The organism is Rossellomorea sp. GAMAL-10_SWC (assembly GCF_049568075.1).
Classification (GTDB): domain Bacteria; phylum Bacillota; class Bacilli; order Bacillales; family Bacillaceae_G; genus Gottfriedia.
On the sequence record NZ_CP144911.1, the window covers coordinates 2,596,646 to 2,618,619 of the forward strand.

The 21,974-nt window shown below is 34.0% G+C and carries 21 protein-coding genes; 1 reads left to right on the top strand and 20 read right to left on the bottom strand.

The window, feature by feature from the left end; genetic code table 11:
• The first annotated feature begins 15 nt into the window (after window positions 1-15).
• Window positions 16-540, top strand: coding sequence for an acyl-CoA thioesterase (locus tag V5E38_RS12890; protein WP_499210316.1), 525 nt, complete (start codon window positions 16-18; stop codon window positions 538-540).
• 69 nt (window positions 541-609) lie between these two features.
• Here the strand turns inward: V5E38_RS12890 and V5E38_RS12895 are convergent, their stop codons facing one another.
• The 20 genes from V5E38_RS12895 to V5E38_RS12990 all read right to left on the bottom strand — a co-directional run bounded on the left by V5E38_RS12895 (window position 610) and on the right by V5E38_RS12990 (window position 21,895).
• Window positions 610-2,160 (bottom strand): solute symporter family protein, encoded by a 1,551-nt coding sequence (locus tag V5E38_RS12895; protein ID WP_499210317.1) that lies wholly within the window; start codon window positions 2,158-2,160, stop codon window positions 610-612.
• On the bottom strand, window positions 2,157-2,501 hold the full coding sequence (locus tag V5E38_RS12900; RefSeq protein ID WP_499210318.1) for a DUF485 domain-containing protein: 345 nt from the start codon (window positions 2,499-2,501) through the stop codon (window positions 2,157-2,159). The genes V5E38_RS12895 and V5E38_RS12900 overlap by 4 nt, the downstream gene beginning before the upstream one ends.
• Before the next feature lie 336 nt (window positions 2,502-2,837).
• Window positions 2,838-3,560 carry an amino acid ABC transporter ATP-binding protein gene (locus V5E38_RS12905; RefSeq protein ID WP_097974536.1) on the bottom strand — a complete coding sequence of 241 codons (723 nt, stop codon included), beginning with the start codon at window positions 3,558-3,560 and terminating at the stop codon, window positions 2,838-2,840.
• Window positions 3,553-4,212 carry an amino acid ABC transporter permease gene (locus V5E38_RS12910; RefSeq protein ID WP_069034049.1) on the bottom strand — a complete coding sequence of 220 codons (660 nt, stop codon included), beginning with the start codon at window positions 4,210-4,212 and terminating at the stop codon, window positions 3,553-3,555. The genes V5E38_RS12905 and V5E38_RS12910 overlap by 8 nt, the downstream gene beginning before the upstream one ends.
• Window positions 4,213-4,291: 79 nt before the next feature.
• Window positions 4,292-5,632 carry an aspartate aminotransferase family protein gene (locus V5E38_RS12915; RefSeq protein WP_499210319.1) on the bottom strand — a complete coding sequence of 447 codons (1,341 nt, stop codon included), beginning with the start codon at window positions 5,630-5,632 and terminating at the stop codon, window positions 4,292-4,294.
• A gap of 97 nt (window positions 5,633-5,729) precedes the next feature.
• Complete coding sequence (locus tag V5E38_RS12920; protein ID WP_499210320.1) at window positions 5,730-6,485, bottom strand: type 2 periplasmic-binding domain-containing protein; 756 nt, start codon at window positions 6,483-6,485, stop codon at window positions 5,730-5,732.
• 451 nt (window positions 6,486-6,936) lie between these two features.
• Complete coding sequence (locus tag V5E38_RS12925) at window positions 6,937-7,419, bottom strand: NUDIX hydrolase (RefSeq protein ID WP_499210321.1); 483 nt, start codon at window positions 7,417-7,419, stop codon at window positions 6,937-6,939.
• Between the two features lie 452 nt (window positions 7,420-7,871).
• On the bottom strand, window positions 7,872-8,309 hold the full coding sequence (locus V5E38_RS12930) for a BrxA/BrxB family bacilliredoxin (RefSeq protein ID WP_499210322.1): 438 nt from the start codon (window positions 8,307-8,309) through the stop codon (window positions 7,872-7,874).
• Between the two features lie 110 nt (window positions 8,310-8,419).
• The gene (locus tag V5E38_RS12935; RefSeq protein WP_499210323.1) at window positions 8,420-8,731 is read right to left on the bottom strand and encodes a hypothetical protein; all 312 of its coding nucleotides are present in this window, start codon (window positions 8,729-8,731) and stop codon (window positions 8,420-8,422) included.
• 91 nt (window positions 8,732-8,822) lie between these two features.
• Window positions 8,823-9,071, bottom strand: coding sequence for a hypothetical protein (locus tag V5E38_RS12940; protein WP_499210324.1), 249 nt, complete (start codon window positions 9,069-9,071; stop codon window positions 8,823-8,825).
• 130 nt (window positions 9,072-9,201) lie between these two features.
• Window positions 9,202-10,452 (bottom strand): MDR family MFS transporter, encoded by a 1,251-nt coding sequence (locus V5E38_RS12945; RefSeq protein WP_499210325.1) that lies wholly within the window; start codon window positions 10,450-10,452, stop codon window positions 9,202-9,204.
• A 171-nt stretch (window positions 10,453-10,623) separates the two neighbouring features.
• Window positions 10,624-11,100, bottom strand: a complete 477-nt coding sequence (locus V5E38_RS12950; protein ID WP_499210326.1) for a GNAT family N-acetyltransferase — start codon at window positions 11,098-11,100, stop codon at window positions 10,624-10,626.
• 360 nt (window positions 11,101-11,460) lie between these two features.
• A complete protein-coding gene (locus V5E38_RS12955; RefSeq protein ID WP_499210327.1) occupies window positions 11,461-12,795 on the bottom strand; it encodes a dihydrolipoamide acetyltransferase family protein in 1,335 nt (444 codons plus the stop codon).
• Window positions 12,796-12,822: 27 nt separating this feature from the next.
• A complete protein-coding gene (locus V5E38_RS12960) occupies window positions 12,823-13,806 on the bottom strand; it encodes an alpha-ketoacid dehydrogenase subunit beta (protein WP_025671106.1) in 984 nt (327 codons plus the stop codon).
• Between the two features lie 16 nt (window positions 13,807-13,822).
• Complete coding sequence (locus tag V5E38_RS12965) at window positions 13,823-14,827, bottom strand: thiamine pyrophosphate-dependent dehydrogenase E1 component subunit alpha (RefSeq protein WP_097974515.1); 1,005 nt, start codon at window positions 14,825-14,827, stop codon at window positions 13,823-13,825.
• A gap of 96 nt (window positions 14,828-14,923) precedes the next feature.
• On the bottom strand, window positions 14,924-16,345 hold the full coding sequence (lpdA, locus tag V5E38_RS12970; protein WP_098428782.1) for a dihydrolipoyl dehydrogenase: 1,422 nt from the start codon (window positions 16,343-16,345) through the stop codon (window positions 14,924-14,926).
• Between the two features lie 19 nt (window positions 16,346-16,364).
• A complete protein-coding gene (gene buk, locus V5E38_RS12975; RefSeq protein ID WP_176522468.1) occupies window positions 16,365-17,465 on the bottom strand; it encodes a butyrate kinase in 1,101 nt (366 codons plus the stop codon).
• A 117-nt stretch (window positions 17,466-17,582) separates the two neighbouring features.
• Window positions 17,583-18,677 carry a branched-chain amino acid dehydrogenase gene (bcd, locus tag V5E38_RS12980; protein ID WP_097974510.1) on the bottom strand — a complete coding sequence of 365 codons (1,095 nt, stop codon included), beginning with the start codon at window positions 18,675-18,677 and terminating at the stop codon, window positions 17,583-17,585.
• A 30-nt stretch (window positions 18,678-18,707) separates the two neighbouring features.
• Window positions 18,708-19,613: a phosphate acetyl/acyltransferase gene (gene yqiS, locus V5E38_RS12985; RefSeq protein WP_499210328.1), complete on the bottom strand. Its 906-nt coding sequence runs from the start codon at window positions 19,611-19,613 to the stop codon at window positions 18,708-18,710.
• Window positions 19,614-19,822: 209 nt separating this feature from the next.
• On the bottom strand, window positions 19,823-21,895 hold the full coding sequence (locus V5E38_RS12990; protein WP_499210329.1) for a sigma-54 interaction domain-containing protein: 2,073 nt from the start codon (window positions 21,893-21,895) through the stop codon (window positions 19,823-19,825).
• Window positions 21,896-21,974: the final 79 nt, after the last annotated feature.

Sequence of the window (21,974 nt, forward strand, 5' to 3'; positions counted from 1 at the left end):
AAAAGGTGTGAATTTATGAGTTCAAAATATTGCCATGAATCACGTTCAGCACTAACTGTTCGAGTTTTCCCTACTGACTTAAACAATCACCAAACTTTATTTGGTGGAAAAATTCTTGCTGACATGGATATGACTGCTTCAATTACTGCTTCTAAACATTCAAGATTGAAATGTGTAACTGCTTCGATCGACCATGTAGACTTCTTACATCCTGTTACAGAAGAGGATTGTATCTCTTATGAATCCTTTGTCGTCGTTACAGGAACTTCATCTATGGTAATTTTCGTAAAAGCGATTGCAGAGAACTTGATTACAGGCAATCGCCGCGTTGCAGCTGCTTCATTTTTAACATTTGTTGGGATGAAAGATAATAAAACGGTACCAGTTCCAACGATCATTCTTGAAACCGAAGAAGAACGAGAACTTGCTGAAATAGCAAAAGCAAGAATCGCAAATCGTAAAAATAATAAATTAATCAGTAAAAACATTGAAACGATTATCTCTACAAAACCTTTAAAATTAAAACAAAGTGATGATTAAATTAATTTGATTCCTAAATAAAAAAGAAACTGAGGAATTTTTCTTCAGTTTCTTTTTTTCTGATTCTGATTAATGCGTAGAAATACCAGATACCCCATGGCCAGTATTAGACTTCACAAGAATTTCATCAAATTTAGCTTCATTTTCTTTCCTACTTGATAGAATTGTACCTAAATAAGCAGCTATGAATCCTAAAGGAATCGATATAATCCCCGGATTCGTTAAATTAATTAATGGATTTCCAACAAAAATGGCTTTTCCTTCTATAGGACTCCAAATATTTGGACTTATCGCTACTAGTATGATTGCAGATAGTAATCCAGTTAACATACCAGTAATTGCGCCAGTCGTATTAAAACGTTTCCAATAGATTGTAAAGAGTATGACTGGTAAGTTCGCACTTGCAGCAACAGCAAATGCTAAGGATACTAAAAAGGCAACATTTAATGTTTGTGCAAATATTGCAAGTAAGATTGAGATTAAAGCAACTCCAATCGATGCATATCTAGCCATTGAAACTTGCTCTTTTTCAGTTGCTTTACCTTGTTTTAAGATTTCATTGTAAAAATCATGTGCAAAGGCAGATGCAGCAGTTAATACTAGCCCTGCTACTACTGCAAGTATCGTTGCAAATGCTACAGCTGAAACAAAGGCAAATAAAAAGTTACCCCCTAATACTTCAGCTAAAAGTGGCGCCGCCATATTTCCTGCTGGATTTGCTTTTATAATCTCAGAATTTCCAACAAATGCAGCTGCCCCAAATCCAAGGAAAATGGTCATGATGTAAAATGCTCCGATTAACCAAGTTGCATAAACGACTGATTTTCGTGCCGTTTTCGCATCACGCACTGTAAAGAAGCGGACCAGTATATGAGGTAATCCGGCAGTTCCAAGAACAAGTGCTAAATTTAATGAAATTGTATCTAATCCATTTGTGTATTTTACACCTGGATTTAAAAACGAGTCCTTTAAAGGAGTTGCCGTTCTCATTTGACTAAACATTTCATTAATGTTGAAATTAAATTTAGCAAAAACGATGATTGAAATGACTAATGTTCCAAGCATTAGAAGGATTGCCTTTACGATTTGAACCCAACTAGTAGCCCTCATACCTCCAAATATTACATATACAGTCATTAAAATACCTACTATTAAAACAGCTGTCGTATAATCAATTCCAAGTAATAATTTAATCAGTGCACCAGCACCAACTAGTTGTGCAATCATATAAAAGATTGAAATCGTCATTGTGTTTAACGCGGCTACCCCTCTTACTTTTCTTTGATCAAATCGCGCAGCAATCATATCTGCTAACGTGTATTTTCCAAGATTTCGTAAAGGCTCTGCTACTAAATATAAAACGACTAAATATGCAACTAAAAATCCGATGCTATAGAAAAATCCATCGAATCCAGTTAAAGCGATCGCACCTGCAATTCCTAAAAAGGATGCTGCTGACATATAGTCACCTGCAATTGCAAATCCATTTTGCCATCCTGTCAATCCACCGCCTGCTGTATAAAAATCTTTCGCATCTTTTGTTTTTTTAGAAGCGAAATATGTAATAACTAGCGTTCCTAGTACGATAATTAAAAATAATGTAAATGCCGTCGTATTCAAACTTCCTCCCCTCCTTTATTTAACTTTTCCAATACACCATCAGCCATTTTGTCAAAGGATTCAGCTTTCTTACTGTAAATCATACATAATACCCATGTCATAACAAATTGAGCAAATGCAAACATCCAAGCCCATGTTACCTCCCCAAATGCTTTTGTATTTAGTGCTTTAGAATAAGAAGTCATTAATGGTAATGCAATGTAAAAACAAAAAAAGAATAAAGACATTGGTAGAATAAACTTTCTTTTTGCTTTCAGTAACTGTTTAAACTCATGAGATTTTGCAACTTCCGAGTATGTGCTCGGACTTATACTCGAACTAGAATTTTTGTCCAATTCCATCATCATACTCTCCTTTCAATTTTTTATTTCTTGAAAAATTTGAAGATATTATTGTAATTAAAATGAAGGAATATTCAGAAACTAAGATAATTTTATTTCATTTTGATCCACTTTAATAAATGTTTTCGATAGACAAGAATTAACAAGTTCTAATGATTAAATTTTTTTTTTGTAAAATTTGAGTACAAACTGAAGTTGAAATACAAGAAACACACGCTAACTTACAAACCTAAAACATAATTAGACATTTTTTAAGTAATTCAATGAATTTTTTGTCAATAAAAAAATCCCTCTTTTCAGATGAAAAGTAGGGATTCTTCACATTTAAGTGATGACTTATAAAACTTTCTCAAGGAATAACTTAGCACGATTTGTTTTTGGTCTTGTGAATAATTCGATTGGAGTTGCATCCTCAACTAGATTTCCTTCGTCTAGGAATAGAATTCGATCTGCAACTTCCTTTGCAAAACCCATTTCATGTGTAACGATGACCATTGTCATACCAGTATGAGCTAATGATTTCATTACTTCAAGTACTTCTTTTACCATCTCTGGATCTAAAGCTGATGTTGGTTCATCAAATAGCATTACTTTAGGTTCCATTGCAAGTGCTCTTGCTATAGCTACACGTTGTTTCTGACCACCTGAAAGTTTAGGTGGATATACGTTTGCTTTTTCAAGAAGTCCAACTTTTTCAAGAAGTGCCTTTGCATTTTCTTCTGCTTTAGCCTTACTCATACCTTTTACATTAATCGGAGCATACGTAATATTTTCTAGTACTGTCATATGTGGGAACAAATGAAAATGCTGGAATACCATCCCTACTTCTTCACGAATTTTCATTATATTACTTTTAGGATTTGTAATTTCAATATCATCCATCCAAATTTCACCATCTGAAGGAGTTTCTAATAAATTCATACAACGCAAAAATGTAGATTTACCAGAACCAGATGGGCCAATTACAGCAACTACAGACCCTTGTTCAATTATAGTTGTGATTCCTTTTAATACATGAACATTTCCAAAGCTTTTATTTAAATTAGTAATTCTAATCATTTGTACGCATTCTCCTTTCAACTGATTTACCCAGAAGGGATAGGATCATAATGATAATGTAATAGATTGCTGCTACAAAAATAAGTGGCTCCATAAATGAGTACGTCTCTCCACCTACTAAGAATGCTCTTCTCATTAAATCAGATGCACCAATTACTGTTACCATTGCTGATTCCTTCGTTAATGTAATAAACTCATTCATCAAAGCTGGTAAAATATTTTTAAATGCTTGAGGTAAAATAATTTTTGACATCATTTTACGGTAAGGGATACCTAAAGCTGAAGCAGCTTCTTGTTGACCTTTATCTACTGCTAGTATACCTGCACGGATGATCTCTGATACATAAGCTCCTGAATTCAAACCAAAAGCCAATACCGCTGCGGGGAACTTTTCGATATCGAAACCAATTAATTGTGGTAAACCATAATAAATAATCATTAATTGCAAAACCATCGGTGTTCCACGAAAAATTGAAGTATAAAAATCAGCTATTACGACTAACCATTTTGCACGGCTAATTTTCATTAATGCAAGTAAAATTGCTAAAACAAGACCTAATAAAATTGAACAAACAACTACTAATAGTGTTAATTTTAATCCGGCCAATATATATGGAATTGAAGGGACAATTTGAGAAAAATCTAAGTTCATATTGTAGTACTCCTTTACTATTTGTCTTTTAAATTGCAAAGTTTATTCGACAATGCCTGTTTAGATAAAGAGCACTGGTTTAGAAACCAATGCCCTTTGTTTCATATAATTCATATCCAATGGATTGCTCATATTCTGTTAATGCTTCATCTAAGATTGCTAACCCATCATCGATTTGATTCTTCGTAACTGTTAATGGTGGAATCATTCGAATTACTTCACTGTTATTACCACAGAAGTAGAATAAAACACCTTTTTCCAAAGCAAGATCAAGAATTTTAAATAAACCATCACCGTTTGGTTCTTTTGTAGCTGGATTAATGATTTCAATCCCGATCATTAAACCAATTGAGCGAATGCTTCCAATTACTGAATGCTTTTCTTTTAATGCATTCAGTTTTTCTACTGCGTAAGCTCCAACTTCTCTTGTATTTTCTAAAAGCTTTTCTTCTTTTATAATTTCTAAAACAGCCAACGCAGCTGAACAAGCTATTGGATTTCCTCCAAATGTTGTTCCGTGACTACCTAGTGGCCACTGTTTCATTAGTTCATTTGATGCTACAGTCGCACTTAAAGGAATACCATTTGCAATACCTTTTGCAATTGCCATAATATCTGGCGTTACATCAAAAGTATGTGCAGCAAACCAATCTCCTGTCCGTCCAAATCCAGTTTGAACTTCATCAAAAATTAGTAAAATATTATTTTTATCACAGATTTCTCGTATTTTCTTTAACCATGCCTTAGGTGGTACTACATATCCACCTTCACCTAGAACTGGCTCTACAATAACTGCAGCTACTTCTTCTGGAGTTACTTGATGATTAAATAAACGTTTAAAATCTTTTTCTAATTGCTCTACTACATATGATTCTTCATCATAACCTTCAGGGCATTCGGAAACATTTGCATAAGGTATTTGATAAGAGCCTGTTGGTTGTAAAAATTTTCGATACTTACTTTTTGAAGTCGTAACGCTTAGAGCTCCCATAGAACGGCCATGGAAACAACCAATAAATGAAACAATATATGGACGTTTAGTAGCATGTTTAGCTAGCTTAATCGCACCTTCAATCGCTTCAGTTCCACTATTACCAAAAAAGAAAGTATCTAAGTTACCAGGAAGAATTTCAGCCAACTCATCTGCTAGCTTTAAAATCGATTCGTAAATAATAACACCCGATGGACCATGTGCTAAAGAATCTGCGCCATCTTTAATTGCCTGTACTACTTTTGGATGACGATGTCCAACATTTGTAGTAGCAATGCCAGATGTAAAGTCTAAGTACTCTTTACCATCTACACCATAATAGTAACAGCCTTCTTCCTTTACAACTGGTAAATTAGGATGATCCTTTGCCATGCTTGGTGCAAGACGTAAAGGCATTTTTTCTAATAAGTGACTCCAATCTTTCTCCATCAATAATTCCTCCCCTGATTACAACAAAAACTTCTCATTTCTATATCATTCGCCATACCCTATAGGTTTATCTTTAAAACTATTAAAATCTTACGTTTTACTTCAATTCACCAAACCATTTTTTAACTAATTTATCAACAGTTCCATCAGCTTTTAATTCTTTTAGTGCTTTATCAAATTTAGGCGTTAATTTACTACCTTTTGGAAGAGCTACTGCTGAACCAGATTGTTCAAAGAAATCTTGCATTAATTCACCTTGCATTTGAGGTAATTTATTTAAATAGCCACTTGCTACAGATTGTTCTATAACAACAGCATCAAATCTTCCAGCTTTTAATTCTTCTACCATCTCAGGAATACGGTTACGGTTTTCAACTTTAAATCCAACTTTTTTAGAAACTTCAATTGCTTTTGTTTCTTGAATTGAACCAGCTTGTACTCCGACTGTTTTTCCCTTTAAATCTTCAACACTTTTAATATTTGAATCTTTATTTACAACTATTTCATTTTGATCAGTGAAATATGGTTCAGTGAAATCTGCATTTTTCGCACGCTCAGGTGTCTTTTTCATACCGGCCATTATAAAATCTACTTTATCTGCATTCATCGCAGTAATTAATGAAGTAAAATCAATATCTTTTACTTTAATTGTGTATCCAGTTTTTTTACCAAGCGCTTTAGCTAAGTCAACATCAAACCCAACTATTTTGTCATTTTTTGTGTCAATAAACTCATAAGGCTTATAATCCGCACTTGTTCCTAAGATTAAGGTTTTATCATCTGACTTGTTACAAGCAGATAACATTCCAATTGATAATGCTGATGCAGCTAAAACTCCGACTATTTTTTTCATAAATGCTTCCCCCTAATTTTTGTAAAATTCAAACTTATTATTTCTATTATCTTTTTTAGTATTCTATTAAACAACCATTTTTTTCGAATGAATAATTATTCTACAAAATGAATTTTAACACATACTAATAAATATGCAACTATATTTTTCAGTATTTCGACAAAAAATTAGATATAGCTTAATTTTACAGGGATATTATAATAAATTTTTTTTATTAATATTCATTATTTTTATATATTTATTCAATCAATTGAATGTTAGTGTTGTTATTTGACTTTTCTAATCTTTCAAAAAGTTTTCGACAAATCTCGCAAATCACTACATTTTTTATGAGTGAATACTTGAACCCCCCAAAATTTAAGCGTTTTCAACATTATTCATAAAAAAAATACCATTTTGGAAATGGTATTTTCATAAAAATGATTACATTATTCATTTATAAATTATTTTATTATATTAAAACTTCTTCTTCTATTACTACATCAACAACCGTATTCTCCTTATAGTAAAAGGAATAATGATGATTCCGCTCGTTATTTAATAGTATTGGAAGAAAATAAGGAATACACTCTCCTACTCCTTGATTTTTTTCATCTATTACCCAATCAATTTTTTTCCAATCTAAAATTCCTTCATCTATTTTTAAAGGCGTATCATATTTTAAGCTATTAGAAACCTCGGCCAGAAATACATACATACCTCCGAAATCCACATTTTCTTCATGCCAGGTCACTTTACCCTTATAAGTTATATCTTTCAGCTCAATCTGTATTCCTGTTTCTTCTGCAATTTCTCTTTGCACTGATCTTTCGATTGTTTCCCCTTTTTCTATTTTTCCACCAACACCATTCCAAATTCCCATTGTAGGAGCATTTATACGATTTAACATTAATAGTTCATCATTACGTTTGATAAAACATAAAGTATATTTCACAAATTCCCACTTACCTTTCAAGCATATTAGTAAATTTTATTCCTATTAATTATGGCATAATTTGCTAGTATTTTGTTCGTAAAACAACTTTACTAATTATTTAGAATATTTTAAAATTTAATTAATATATTAGAACTACAAAGGAGAGGTGTGTTGTGGATCAATCAAATATTATCGATTTAAACCAGTATAGAAAATTAAAAAAACATAGATCAGAATCCTTCGCTTTTCGCGTAAAATTTGATGAAACGGCATATAAAGATGCATTAATGTTATTAATTTTTACATGCTCTTTAGCTGTATTATCTTTCTTTTTTATCTTTTATTTTATTTACAAAATAATTAACTAAAACGCTTCATTTGAATAACAGTTTACATAATAATAATATTATGCACAAAAAAAAGTACAAAAATTTATGGAATTCCTCCCATAAATTTTTGTACTTATTTAATTAAATTTCTTCACAAAATTGATCGAAGTAATTTTGAAGTTTTTGAATGACTTGCATTGGATCATGACCTTCAATTTCATGACGCTCCACCATTGCTACAAGCTCACCGTCTTTTAAAAGTGCAAATGACGGAGATGATGGTGCTTTACCAGTAAAAAATTCACGGGCTCTTGCAGTAGCTTCTTTATCTTGCCCAGCAAACACAGTTACTAATTGGTCAGGTCTTGCATCATAGTGCACTGAATGTGCTGCTGCAGGACGAGCAATACCACCAGCACAACCACATACTGAGTTTACCATTACAAGTGTAGTGCCTTTCTTTTCTAGAGCTTTTTCTACTTCCTCAGGTGTTTTTAACTCTGCATAACCAGCCGCTACGATTTCTTGACGTGCAGTATGGACAACATCATTCATAAAAAAATTAAAATTCATATTCATTTCATCTACTCCTTACATGCTTTTTTTCATCTTACCAATTTAGCGGCTATTAATTCAAGCTTTTGAACCTGCTAGTTTTATTATTTCAAATGAATCTTTAAACGCCGTAATTATTCATCCACTAACTCTACAATTAAATTCGGTAAATGAGCTAATGTAGATATGGCGTATTGGTAATCTTCATTTAATTCTTCAACAACACGTATAACAGTGACGAAAGGATTTTTTACGACAAACTGATCAATCTTTTCCACATCTCCCGCAATAAATAAAACTTTTGCATCAATTTTATTTTTTAATCCGATTGAATGTAATGTGGATAATACATTTTTCATTAGCTCTTCTTCTTGCTCACTAGCACCTTCTAATATCACACAGTCCCAACTTAATAACTTAAGCTGATCAAAAAGAAGTTCGTCCATATCTCTCCCTCCATATCGCTTGTTTATACAAATATATGAGGAAATGAACGAAAGCATACTTTTTTAGTATGAAATGAAAAAACTCTAATATTTAAGCTTCACCAATGCCAAATGCCAATATTAAAAAGAAGAAGAAAATAAAGGAGATAATATTTAAGAAGGCACCAAGAATGATATTTGATATTTTTTTTGAAAGGAATGCAAAAATTACGCCTGTTATTGATAAGATTAAGAAACACAAAAGGAATATGCCCAGTTGTTTAGTGTGATCACTGATAAAAAGAGCTATAACAATACTGATACCAACCATCATTAAAGAAAGCCTACCATATTTATTCAACTAACTCCCCATCCTCGCTATTTTTATTCTTACATTAAATGTATCACAATTAGCTACTGGAAATGGATGGAAAAATAAAAATAACAACTTAACGCTCTGAAAGAAAAAAGAACGCTTTAAAAGCGTTCTTTTAAGAATTAACAGTTAATTTTGCATCCGATTCAACCTTGACTGCATTTCTTTTTTGAAAAAGTCGATTTACAAAATACATCATTGGAAAACTTATAAAAGCGATTGCACTAATTATAACAAATCCACGTCCGCCATTTTCATATCCGAAGTAAGCTAGTAGACTTCCACCAAGCGCTGGACCGAAAACGAAACCGAGTTTTGAGAATCCCATTGCCCCAAAATAAGTTCCCTTTAATTCTTCAGGAGCAAGCTGATCGACAAATACATCTGTAAATGTAAATGCAAATATTTCTCCTACAGTTAACACTATCATAACGATTGCTAATAAGAAAAAGTTAGTAAATAATCCAAATCCAGCAACAGCTAAACTAACAATCACATTACCAATCATCATAGATACAGTAGGTGAAAAATTCTTCATTCTACTTACAATTGGGAATTGAAGTATGACTACAGTTACTGCATTGATTGTTGTTAAATAAGCATACAGTTTAACCCCATTATGAAACTGTGGTGCATTCGCAAAATATTGAGACATTGTTGAAAAGCTTTGTGAATAACCAAGTCCATAAAAACAGATTGTTAGAATCGTTAAAGCAAAGATGATATCCTTACGTAAAATTGAAAACGACGCCTTCATCGAAACTTTGTTAGTTGCTGAAGCAGATTTACCTTCTCCAATTTTATACTTTGATAACATAAATAATAATGTTAAACCATAAAAAAAGTACACAATCCCAGATAATACAAATGGCAATGTGCTTTTTGAGCTTCCTAGATATAAACCAACTAAAGGTCCTACTGCAACTCCAACATTAATAGCTGCATATCGCAAATTAAAGACTAACAGTTTTGATTTCTCGTCAGTTAAATCAGAAAGTAATGCTCTTGAAGAAGGTTCAAAAAATGATGAACAAATATTTAAGATCGAGTTCAGCACAAAAAACCAGGCGAATGAATTTCCTAGTCCAAAACCAACTAATGTAATAGACCATAAGAAAATACTCGATAATAAAATAGTTTTCCTTCCAATACGATCAGAAAGAGTTCCTCCTATAAAACTGAAAAATACCCCTAAAAAAGATGAAACTGTTAACATAAGCCCAACCATTGCAGGTGAGATATGTTTAACTGAAGTTAAATAAATAGCTAAAAACGGCATACTTACTGTGCTAGCAAATCTAACGAATAACGTTCCAATAACGATATTCCAAGCAACAGGATGTACGGCAGATAAATTTTTAAACATCTTATCCCCCCTATTTCTCTAAGATGTCACATATTTGTAAATTATCTTACAAATGTTACAGTTTGTAAAGATTTTAGTCCACAGATCTAAAAGTGAGCCGGATGTTGAGTAAAGGAAAATGGTATTCAAGAAGGCTGGAAAAAGAGGATAATAAGGAAGAGGAATGGCATCCTATTCCCTATTGTTTTTCATATTTCGATACAGATTGTCTTTTAATATTGCCATGAATCGGTTTTTACTATTATCAATCACTTCGAAGCCGTATTTGCGATATAAGTTGTGAGCATCTCTTGTTTTAAGCATGAATATCCTTACTGTTGATAGTTTTTCATAACCCATGATTTCTTCCATAAGCCATTTTGATAAGCCTTGTTTACGGTATTCTGGGAGAATAAATACGTCTGCTAAATAAGCAAATGTGACGCCATCTGATACTACTCTTGCGAAGCCTACTTGGGTAGGATCACTTTCTCCTGGTTTCCCCTTGTAAACACCAAAACAGAATGATCCTTTGATAAATCGATCAATATATTCGTAAGGAATTTCATTTGCCCAATATGATTCTTTGTCTAAAAAGTTATAAATAACGTCTCTGTTTAATAATTCTTTATTCGTTGATATGTAATAACCATTTTGTTCAACTAGCATAAATTTCTCCTCCACCCATTTTTAAAAAAATACAGAATTTTATAATTATTAATTTTATCATAAGTCACTAAAAAAGAGCTATTTTATAATTCAGGATAGAGGCTCAATTTTATTGAAAAAATAACTTGTTTAATTACATGGGGTATCTCGATGGCGTTTGTCATTATTGCTGTTTTCTAATTTTAATTGCGGTTTTGCTATTTTTATTTGTACCTACACTTTTAATTGCTGTTTTACTAATTTTATTTGCAGTTTCCCTATTTTTATTTTCAGCTCCTCTATCTTTATTGCACCTCCCACGACGATCAAAATCACATAAAAAAAGAGGTTGCCCTAATGACAACCTCTTTCGTTTATAAATTAATATACATTCGTATTTTCTTTTGTTGTATTTTCTAGGATTTCTTTTACTCTTCCTAAGAATTTACCACAAATGAATCCATCAAGTACACGGTGATCAAGTGATAAGCATAGGTTAACCATATCACGAACACCAATCATTCCGTTTACAACAGCTGGACGTTTTACGATGCTTTCAATTTGTAAAATTGCAGCTTGTGGGTAGTTAATGATACCCGCGCTTTGAACACTACCAAATGATCCAGTGTTATTTACTGTGAATGTGCCACCTTGCATTTCGTCTGATTTTAATTTACCAGTACGAACTTTTGTAGCTAATTCAGTAATTTCACGTGCGATACCTTTGATTGTTTTCTCATCAGCATTTTTAATTACTGGAACAAATAATGCATCGTCTGTTGCAACAGCGATCGATAAGTTAATATCTTTCTTTTGGATGATTTTGTCTCCAGCCCACATTGAATTAATCATTGGGTATTCTTTAAGTGCTTGCGCTACAGCTTTAACAAAGAATGCGAAGAATGTTAAAGAGAAGCCTTCTTTTTTCTTGAAAGAATCTTTCAGGCTGTTTCTGTAATTTACTAAGTTTGTAACATCTACTTCGATCATCATCCAAGCATGTGGTGCTTCATGTTTACTACGTAACATATTTGATGCAATTGCTTTACGTACGCCTGTAACTGGAATTTCAATATCACCAACTGCTGTTGGAATAACAGGTGCTGGTGCTGCAGTAGGTGCTGTAGCTACTTGGGCAGCAGGAGCAGTTTGTGCTACAACTGGTTGATTTGTAGCTTCAACTGCAACAGGTGCTGGTGCCGCTTGTGGTACACCATTTGCGATTGCATTTAAAACGTCTTTTCGAGTAACTCGACCTTCATTTCCTGTACCTGGAATTAATGAAAGATCAAGATTATTTTCTTGTGCTAAACGAAGTACAGCTGGAGAAAAACGTACTTTACCAGACTCATCAGTTTTAGCAATAGTTTGAACCGGTGCAGCAGCTACAGGAGTTTGTGCTGGTGCTACAGGTGCCGCTTTTTCAGCTGGTTTAGTTTCTTCGATTGTTGTAGCAGCTACTTCACTAGAAGCTCCTTCAACTTCAATCGTACAAATGATTTCACCAACAGCTAAAGTTTCACCTTCATTTGCGATTAATTCTTTAATCACACCAGTAAATGAAGATGGTACTTCAGCATTAACTTTATCTGTCATAACTTCAGCAAGTGGATCGTATTTATTTACACGATCTCCTACTTTTACTAACCAAGTACTGATTGTACCCTCTGTTACACTTTCACCTAATTGAGGCATTTTAATATTTTCGATCATCATTATGTCCCCCTTTTTCAAACAGTGCCATTAAAATGCTGCAAGTTCTCTAGCCGCTTTTTCTACTTTATCTGGATTAACCATGAAGAATTTTTCCATTGTTGGAGAATAAGGCATTGCCGGAACATCAGGGCCAGCAAGGCGTGCGATTGGCGCATCTAATTCAAATAAGCAATTTTCAGCAATAATTGCTGCAACTTCGCTCATTATACTTCCTTCTTTATTATCTTCAGTTACTAATAAAACTTTTCCTGTTTTAGAAGCAGCTTCGATAATAGATTCTTTATCTAATGGATAAATTGTACGTAAGTCTAAAACATGTACAGAAATACCATCTTGAGCTAATTTTTCAGCAGCTTGAAGAGCAAAATGTACACATAATCCGTAAGTGATGATTGTGATATCTTCACCTTCACGTTTTACATCAGCTTTTCCAATTGGAAGTACATAATCAGTTTCAGGTACTTCACCTTTAATTAAACGATAAGCACGTTTATGCTCAAAGAAAATTACTGGGTCGTTATCACGAATTGCTGCTTTTAATAAACCTTTTACATCATAAGGAGTAGAAGGCATTACAATTTTTAATCCTGGTTGACCTGCAAATACCTTCTCAACAGATTGAGAGTGATAAAGTGCACCGTGTACACCGCCTCCATAAGGAGCACGAATAGTAATAGGACAAGTCCAGTCATTGTTTGAACGATAACGAATTCTTGATGCCTCAGAAATAATTTGGTTTACTGCAGGCATAATGAAATCAGCAAATTGCATTTCAGCTACTGGTCTAAGTCCGTACATTGCAGCACCAATACCAACACCAGCAATTGCAGATTCTGCAAGTGGTGTATCTAATACACGATCCTCACCAAATTGATCATAAAGACCATGAGTCGCTTTAAATACTCCACCTTTTAATCCAACGTCTTCCCCTAATACAAATACCTTTGGATCGCGTTCCATTTCCTCTTTTAACGCTAAAGTTACTGCATCTATATAAGACATTACTGCCATATTGTCCTACCCCCTCTTATTCTTCGTAAACAAACTTCAATGCATGCTCAGGTGCTGCATATGGAGCGTTTTCTGCGTAGTCAGTTGCTTCATCAACGATCGCACGAATTTTTGTATCTAATTCTTTTTCTATATCTTCTGTTAATACCCCAACTTCATGAAGGTATTTCGCAAATGTAAACAAGCAATCTTTGCTTTTTGCTTCTTCTACTTCTTCACGAGAACGGTAAATACGATCATCATCATCACTTGAGTGTGCAGTTAGTCGATAAGATACAGCTTCGATTAATGTTGGACCTTCTCCACGACGAGCACGGTCAACTGCTTCTTTTGTTACACGATAAACTTCTAAAGGATCATTTCCATCAACAGTGAAACCAGGCATACCGTATCCAATTGCACGATCAGATACTTTTTCACATGCTAATTGCTTCTCAATCGGTACTGAGATAGCATATTTGTTATTTTCACACATGAAAATTACTGGTAACTTATGTACACCAGCAAAGTTTGCACCTTCATGGAAATCACCTTGGTTAGAAGAACCTTCACCAAATGAAACCCATGAGACAATGTCTTTACCTTCCATTTTTGCAGCTAGAGATACACCTACAGCGTGAGGTACTTGAGTTGTAACTGGAGATGAACCTGTAACGATACGATTTTTCTTTTGTCCAAAATGACCTGGCATTTGACGTCCACCAGAGTTTGGATCTTCTGCTTTTGCAAAACCAGAAAGCATTAATTCTTTTGCTGTCATTCCGAATTGTAAAACAACGCCCATATCACGGTAATATGGTAATACGTAATCTTTTGTATTATCTAATGCATAAGCTGATCCAACTTGAGCTGCTTCTTGACCTTGACAAGAAATAACGAACGGAATTTTACCAGCACGATTTAATAACCACATACGCTCATCAATTCGACGTGCCATTAGCATTGTTTCATACATACTAAGAACGTCATCATTTGATAGACCAAGCTGTTCATGACGGTTTGAAGTTGTAACCTTTTCCATAAATATCCCCCTTTTACCACATACATGTGTGGAAGCGTTTTAAATCATTATAGTGATGAAATGTAGAGATTGCTCTCTACATTTCAATTTTTTAAATTAAGAGTGAATTGCTAATCCTTCTACAGCAAGTGCTGCTTCTCCAATAGCTTCAGATAATGAAGGATGTGGATGAATTGTATGAGAAATTTCCCATGCAGTTGCATCTAATACTCGTGCTAAACCTGCTTCAGAGATCATATCAGTTACATGAGGTCCAATCATATGGACGCCAAGAAGATCATTTGTCTCTTCATCAACAATTATTTTAACAAATCCATCATGCTCACCGTAAACTAAAGCTTTACCAATTGCACGGAATGAGAATTTTCCTTTTTTAACTGTATAACCTTTTTCTTTTGCTTCACGCTCAGTTAAACCAACAGAAGCAACTTCTGGATTACTATAAACACACTTACTTACCATTGTTGGATCTAATGGAAGTGGTGAATTACCTGCAATATGCTCAACTGCAATTGTACCTTCTCTTGAAGCAACATGTGCTAATTGTAAGCCACCAATTACATCACCGATCGCATAAATATGTGACTCTTTAGTTTGGTAATTAGCATTTGTTTGGATAAAACCATTTTCAACTACAATATCCGTATTTTCTAATCCGATTCCTTCAACATTCGCTTGACGGCCTACAGATACTAACATTTTTTCAGCAGTGAAAGATTTCTCAGTATCTTTGTGAAGTGCATTAATTCTTACACCGTTATCGATTACTAAAGTTTCAGCTAAAACTTTCGCATCAGTAACTAATTTAATACCTTTTTTCTTTAATAATCTAGTCATTTCTTTAGAAATTTCTTCGTCTTCTAAAGGTAAAATAGTTTTACTATACTCGATTACTGTTACCTCAACACCAAAATCTGCTAACATTGAAGCCCACTCAATACCAATTACACCGCCACCAACGATAATAATTGACGCAGGAAGTGACTCCATTTTTAACGCCTCATCAGATGACATTACATGCTCACCATCAATAGTTAATCCAGGTAAAGACTTTGGTCTTGAACCAGTTGCGACTAAAACGTTCTTAGGAATTAGCATTTCGTTCTCGCTACCATCGTTCATTTCTACTGAAATTGTTCCTGGCATTGGAGAGAAGATTGAAGGACCTAAAATACGTCCTAAACCGTCGTATACATCAATTTTCCCTTGTTTCATTAAGTGTTCAACACCTTTATGAAGCCCGGCAACGATATTTTCTTTTCTTTGTTGTACTTTGCTAAAGTTTAATGTTACGCCTGATGTTTCAACACCAAACTCTTCACTTTTCTTAGCAGTTGAAAAAACTTCTGCACTACGTAATAATGCTTTACTTGGGATACAGCCTGCATGTAAGCAAGTTCCACCTAGTTTATTTTTTTCTACTACCGCTACTTTTAATCCTAATTGAGAAGCACGAATAGCAGCTACATAGCCGCCTGTACCGCCACCGAGTACGACTAAATCATATTCTGTTGCCATGATGAAATTCTCCTCACATTTATACTAAAGATTTAACTGCAAATTCTCCAGGATAGATTTTTGCTTCTTCTTCTTCTCGAAGTACGCGAAGTGCACCTTCACAAAGAGCTTGAAGTTCATTTTCACCTGGTAAAACAATTACACGTGCCATCCATTTAACTCTTTTTGTTATTTCATTAACGATAAAATCACTATAAGCAATTCCACCTGTTAATATAATTGCATCAATATTGCCTTCAAGTACAGCTGCCGCACTTCCAATTTCTTTTGCGACTTGGTAAGCCATTGCTTCATATACTAATGCAGCTTTTTCGTCACCATCTTCAATCATGTTTTCGACTTTAATTGCATCTGCTGTTCCAAGATAGCTAACTAATCCACCTTGACCAACCATCATTTTTTGAACTTCGTTAATATAGTAGTCACCAGAGTAACAAAGTTTGATTAAATCACCAATTGGTACAGTTCCAGCACGCTCTGGACTGAAAGGTCCTTCACCATCTAAACCGTTATTAACGTCAATTACGCGTCCTTTCTTATGAGCACCAACACTCACACCTCCACCCATATGGGCGATGATAAGGTTTAAATCGTTATATGACTGTTCTAACTGTTTTGATACTTTTCGTGCTACAGCTTTTTGGTTTAAAGCATGGAAAACACTTCTTCTTTCCATAAGTGATTGTCCACTGATTCTTGCAACTGGATCTAATTCATCAACAACTACTGGATCAACGATAAATGCTGGGATGTTTAATCCTTGTGCAATCTCATTAGCAATGATTCCACCAAGATTTGAAGCATGCTGGCCACTATAACCAATTTTCAAATCTTCTAACATGATTTCATTTACTGCATAAGTTCCACCTTCGATTGGTCTAAGTAGTCCACCTCGACCACAAACAGCACTTAATTTAGAAATGTTAATGCCTTCTTTGTGTAATACCTCTAAAATAACATTTTTTCTAAATTCATATTGATCAATTATTGTTTTGTATTTATTTAATTCTTCATCGTCATGGCGTATTGTTTGTTCAAAAATTGGTTTTTCATCATCAAATACACCAACCTTTGTGGATGTGCTGCCAGGATTAATTACTAAAATACGATGCATTGTCAACACTCTCCCTTCTAAGTTTACCTTACCTTTATAACTAGAAAGAAAGAGGTACTATTACTTCACTCTTTCTTTCCATCTAAAAAATAAAGGAATGTTAATTAAATTTTATTTAGTCAATTATCTTCTGCTTAAGATGTTGTGACCATTTGATAAGAATTGACTACGAGATTTTGCCATTGTAGCAATACGCTCTTCAGCTAAACGGTCTGCAGCTAAATAAGTTGGAATACCGTCACGTTTTGAAATTTCAATAACTTTTGCAATGTTATCATATAAGCCTTCAACTTTTTTCATTGCACGGTCGTAGTTATATCCGTATAACTCATCAGCAACGTTGATTACTCCACCAGAGTTGATTACATAGTCAGGAGCATAAACGATACCTAATTCATGGATTAAATCACCATGACGAGTTTCTTTTAATTGGTTATTTGCAGAACCTGCAATAACTTTCGCTTTTAATTGTGGGATTGTTTTATCATTAATTGTTGCACCTAAAGCACATGGTGCATAAATATCACATTCTACTCCATAAATATCATCTGGATCTACAGCTGTAGCACCAAATGCTTCTACTGCACGTTGTACAGCTTCTTTATTAATATCCGTTACGATTAATTGAGCGCCTTCTTCATGTAAGTACTCGCAAAGGCTGTAAGCAACATTACCAACACCTTGGATTGCAACTTTTTTACCTTCTAAGCTGTCAGTACCAAATGCTTCTTTTGCAGCAGCTTTCATACCGCGGTAAACACCAAATGCAGTAACTGGAGATGGGTTACCTGAAGAACCGAATGATGGTGAAATACCAGTTACATAATCAGTTTCTTCGTGGATTAAATCCATATCAGCAACAGTAGTACCTACGTCCTCAGCAGTAATATATCGACCATTTAAGCCTTGGATATAACGACCAAATGCACGGAACATTGCTTCGTTTTTATCTTTACGTGGATCACCGATGATTACAGTTTTTCCTCCACCTAAGTTTAAGCCAGCAGCAGCATTTTTATAAGTCATACCTTTTGCTAAACGTAGAGCATCTTCAATTGCAGCTTCTTCTGATTCGTAAGTCCACATTCTTGTTCCACCTAAAGCTGGACCTAATGTAGTATCGTGGATCGCAATAATTGCTTTTAATCCAGATTCTTTATCTTGGCAGAAAACAACTTGCTCATAGTCATAAGTTTCTAAGTATTTGAAGATTTCCATGTAATAACAGCTCCCTTAAAATGTGTAAGTTTAGTTTTTAGAATTACATATAGCTAATGCTAATGAATATAATTTTGTCATTGCAGAGTCAGAACGCGATGTTAAAACAATCGGTGCCTTTGCTCCAGCAATAAGTGCAGCCACTTCTGAGTTAGCCATAAAGACTAAAGATTTATATAAAATATTTCCAGTTTCTATTGTAGGTACTAATAAAATATCAGCTTGCCCAGCAACTTCTCCAGTTAAGCCTTTATGTTTAGCTGCTTCAACAGAAATGGCATTATCAAGCGCTAATGGTCCATCAACAATACAATTTTTAATTTGTCCTCTTGTATTCATGACAGTTAATGATGCTGCATCTAGTGTTGCTTGCATTGCAGGATTTACTACTTCAACAGCTGCTAGTACAGCAACTTTAGGGGTTTCTATTCCTACTTTCCTTGCAATTTCAACACTGTTTTCAATAATTTTCACCTTTTGATCTAACGTAGGTGCTATGTTCATCGCAGCATCTGTTACGATTACTGCATTTTCTCTACCTGGTACATCGAATATTGCAACATGTGATAAAACACTTTTATCTCTTAAACCATATTCTTTGTTCAGTACTTCCTTTAGAAGAACTGAAGATGAAAGATTACCTTTCATTACAATTGAAGCTTCACCAGAGCGAACAGCTACAACTGCATTTTTAGCAGCCTCTTTGTTTGAATGAGAATGAACAATTTTTAGTCTTTCTGCAAATTGTTCGTTTTTTAATAATTCTTCATACATTTCATAGATCGCTTGCTCGTTTCCGAAAAGTAAAAAGTTTGCTAAATCATTATCTAACGCAATTGAAACTGCTTCTTTTACTTCGAAGTCCTCAGCAACAGCTACAGCAACAGTTTGCCTAGAATGATTTTTCGCACGTAACATTATATCTGTTAAATTCATTGAAAGCCCTTCCTTTCATCCCCCTGCACTATATAAAGCAATTTGCGTGCCAACTTTCCAAAAAGGATAAAACTATTTTTAAAATAGTTGAAAAGCCTTACATTACCAACATTCTAGTACCAGGTACTAGTAACACCAATAAATCTATTCTACAACAATATTTTGAAAAATGACAGTAATTGTATGCAAAAATATTCATAGCACGCAAATTATTGCGTGCTATTTTTTGCAGTGTGGTATTTTTCCAATTTATAATACAAATTCCTTACTGATATTCCAAGCTCTTTTGCTGTCCTTGTTTTATTGCCATTATTTTTCATTAATATCTTTTCAATAATTTCACCTTCATAATTTATAACCATTTCATCAAGGGAGCTTATTTCTTCAGTTTGAACTTCGTTATGATGAACAGATTGTTCTTGCTTAACTTGTACAATCGCTGATAAATGTTCCGATAGGATTTGCTTTTCATTAAATTTCATAAATATAACTGCTCTACCTAGCACATTTTCCAATTCCCTAACATTACCAGGCCAATTGTAACTTTTTAATTTATTTAATGCTGATAAAGAGATCCCCTCAACATTTCGACCGTAGTCTTGATTAATTTTTGCTAATAATCTTTCGCCAATTGGTAAAATATCTTCAATTCGATCCTTTAGCGCAGGAATAATAATAGGAAGTTTATTTAACCGATAATAAAGATCTTCTCGAAACTTCCCTTCAATGATTGCTTCCTCGAGATGAACATGCGTCGCAGCAATCACTCGCACATTTATAGGAATAGACTTTGTCCCACCAACACGTCTTATTTCTTTCTCTTGTAGGACCCTTAATAGTTTGGCTTGCATCGCAGGTGATAATTCTCCAATTTCATCTAAGAAAATACTACCATTATTAGCTTCTTCAAAAAGTCCTCTTTTCCCACCACGTTTCGCGCCAGAAAAAGCACCTTCTTCATAACCAAATAATTCACTTTCTAATAAAGTTTCAGAAATCGCAGCACAATTCACACGAACGAATTTATTATATTTGCGATCGCTTTCATTATGAATCGCGTGAGCAAACAATTCTTTTCCTGTTCCAGATTCCCCACGTAGTAAAACCGTAGCAGGAGTGCTCGCAGCTAATTTAGCCTGCATGATCGCTAAACTGATTCCTTCAGATTCACCAGCTATATCCTCGAATGAATATTTTGCCTCTAATGTTCTAATAATTTGACGTGCTCTATGTAATTCATTCGTTAACTGTGAAATTTCAGAAACATCATGAATTACTCCAACACTGCCTTTTAATTTTCCGTCTACAATTACTGGAGCTACATTAACTAGTACATCACGATTTTGCTTTCCGACTTTCATGCGTACTCCACGAACTGCTTGTTTTGTTTTCAACACTTTTAAATGAACACTTTCACCTTCAGCAATATCAATCGTTGCATGTTTACCTAGTACTTGTTCACTTGATAGTCCAGTCAGTCTTGTGTATGCTGGATTAATAATAATTCCATTTCCTTTTTCATCTACAACTGAAATTGCTTCATCCGAACTTTGAATGACTGCTTCTAGCATGCTATAAACTTCTTTTAAATTTGTAACCTCTTCTGCTAAATCGATTACCTCAGTATCATCTTTAAAAACAGAAATTGCACCTTCAAGTTCACCATCTTCTCGAAAGATTGGAATTCGAGTCGTAAAAATCTTACTTCCATTAATTAAAATATGCTCTTGATTAATTTCCTTCTTTTTCGTTTGAAGAACCCGAGGTAATTTACTAGTTGGGACAACATCCAATATATACCTACCAATCGCAGCATCTTTATCAGTATGTAACATTCTTTCTGCAGAGCGATTAAATAAAAGAATTTTCCCCCATTTATCAACAACAATCATCCCATCATGAGTGTTGTCCAAAATTAGTTCTTGTTGTCTTTTTTTATTATTGATTAAATTAAAAAGTGATTCTTTTTCTTGAACAAGATCAGATATCATTTTTGCAACAGAACCTGGAATCACTAAAGTATGCTTAGCTTTAAACTCGATTATTTCCTGGTATATGGTTTCATCTCCAGTAGTATTAATGACAACATCAATCTCTTCGTTTAAATTAGACTTCCAATCCTTTAGTATTGGAATTTGTAAGCTTTTAGCAAATTCTAAACCTTTAGCCTCTTTTATCATATCTACTACTGCAACAACATGAAATAAATCAGAATGTGATAGAAGTTTTAAAACAGCTGTACCTCCAGTTCCCATTCCAACGATCATTACGTTTTGTTTCATCTTAGTTCACCTACTAATTTCAACAAATTATTAAACACATTAGACTATTATATATATAAAGTCATTCTTTCGTCTATTT

Bases quoted from the DNA above. Each gene is read 5' to 3' on its own strand.
- V5E38_RS12890 (WP_499210316.1), top strand. From the start codon at position 16: ATGAGTTCAAAATATTGCCATGAATCACGTTCAGCACTAACTGTTCGA.
- V5E38_RS12900 (WP_499210318.1), bottom strand. From the start codon at position 2,501: ATGGAATTGGACAAAAATTCTAGTTCGAGTATAAGTCCGAGCACATAC.
- V5E38_RS12905 (WP_097974536.1), bottom strand. From the start codon at position 3,560: ATGATTAGAATTACTAATTTAAATAAAAGCTTTGGAAATGTTCATGTA.
- V5E38_RS12910 (WP_069034049.1), bottom strand. From the start codon at position 4,212: ATGAACTTAGATTTTTCTCAAATTGTCCCTTCAATTCCATATATATTG.
- V5E38_RS12915 (WP_499210319.1), bottom strand. From the start codon at position 5,632: ATGGAGAAAGATTGGAGTCACTTATTAGAAAAAATGCCTTTACGTCTT.
- V5E38_RS12920 (WP_499210320.1), bottom strand. From the start codon at position 6,485: ATGAAAAAAATAGTCGGAGTTTTAGCTGCATCAGCATTATCAATTGGA.
- V5E38_RS12930 (WP_499210322.1), bottom strand. From the start codon at position 8,309: ATGAATATGAATTTTAATTTTTTTATGAATGATGTTGTCCATACTGCA.
- V5E38_RS12935 (WP_499210323.1), bottom strand. From the start codon at position 8,731: ATGGACGAACTTCTTTTTGATCAGCTTAAGTTATTAAGTTGGGACTGT.
- V5E38_RS12945 (WP_499210325.1), bottom strand. From the start codon at position 10,452: ATGTTTAAAAATTTATCTGCCGTACATCCTGTTGCTTGGAATATCGTT.
- V5E38_RS12950 (WP_499210326.1), bottom strand. From the start codon at position 11,100: ATGCTAGTTGAACAAAATGGTTATTACATATCAACGAATAAAGAATTA.
- V5E38_RS12955 (WP_499210327.1), bottom strand. From the start codon at position 12,795: ATGATGATCGAAAATATTAAAATGCCTCAATTAGGTGAAAGTGTAACA.
- V5E38_RS12960 (WP_025671106.1), bottom strand. From the start codon at position 13,806: ATGGCAGTAATGTCTTATATAGATGCAGTAACTTTAGCGTTAAAAGAG.
- V5E38_RS12965 (WP_097974515.1), bottom strand. From the start codon at position 14,827: ATGGAAAAGGTTACAACTTCAAACCGTCATGAACAGCTTGGTCTATCA.
- lpdA (WP_098428782.1), bottom strand. From the start codon at position 16,345: ATGGCAACAGAATATGATTTAGTCGTACTCGGTGGCGGTACAGGCGGC.
- bcd (WP_097974510.1), bottom strand. From the start codon at position 18,677: ATGGAAATCTTCAAATACTTAGAAACTTATGACTATGAGCAAGTTGTT.
- yqiS (WP_499210328.1), bottom strand. From the start codon at position 19,613: ATGAATTTAACAGATATAATGTTACGTGCGAAAAATCATTCTAGGCAA.
- V5E38_RS12990 (WP_499210329.1), bottom strand. From the start codon at position 21,895: ATGAAACAAAACGTAATGATCGTTGGAATGGGAACTGGAGGTACAGCT.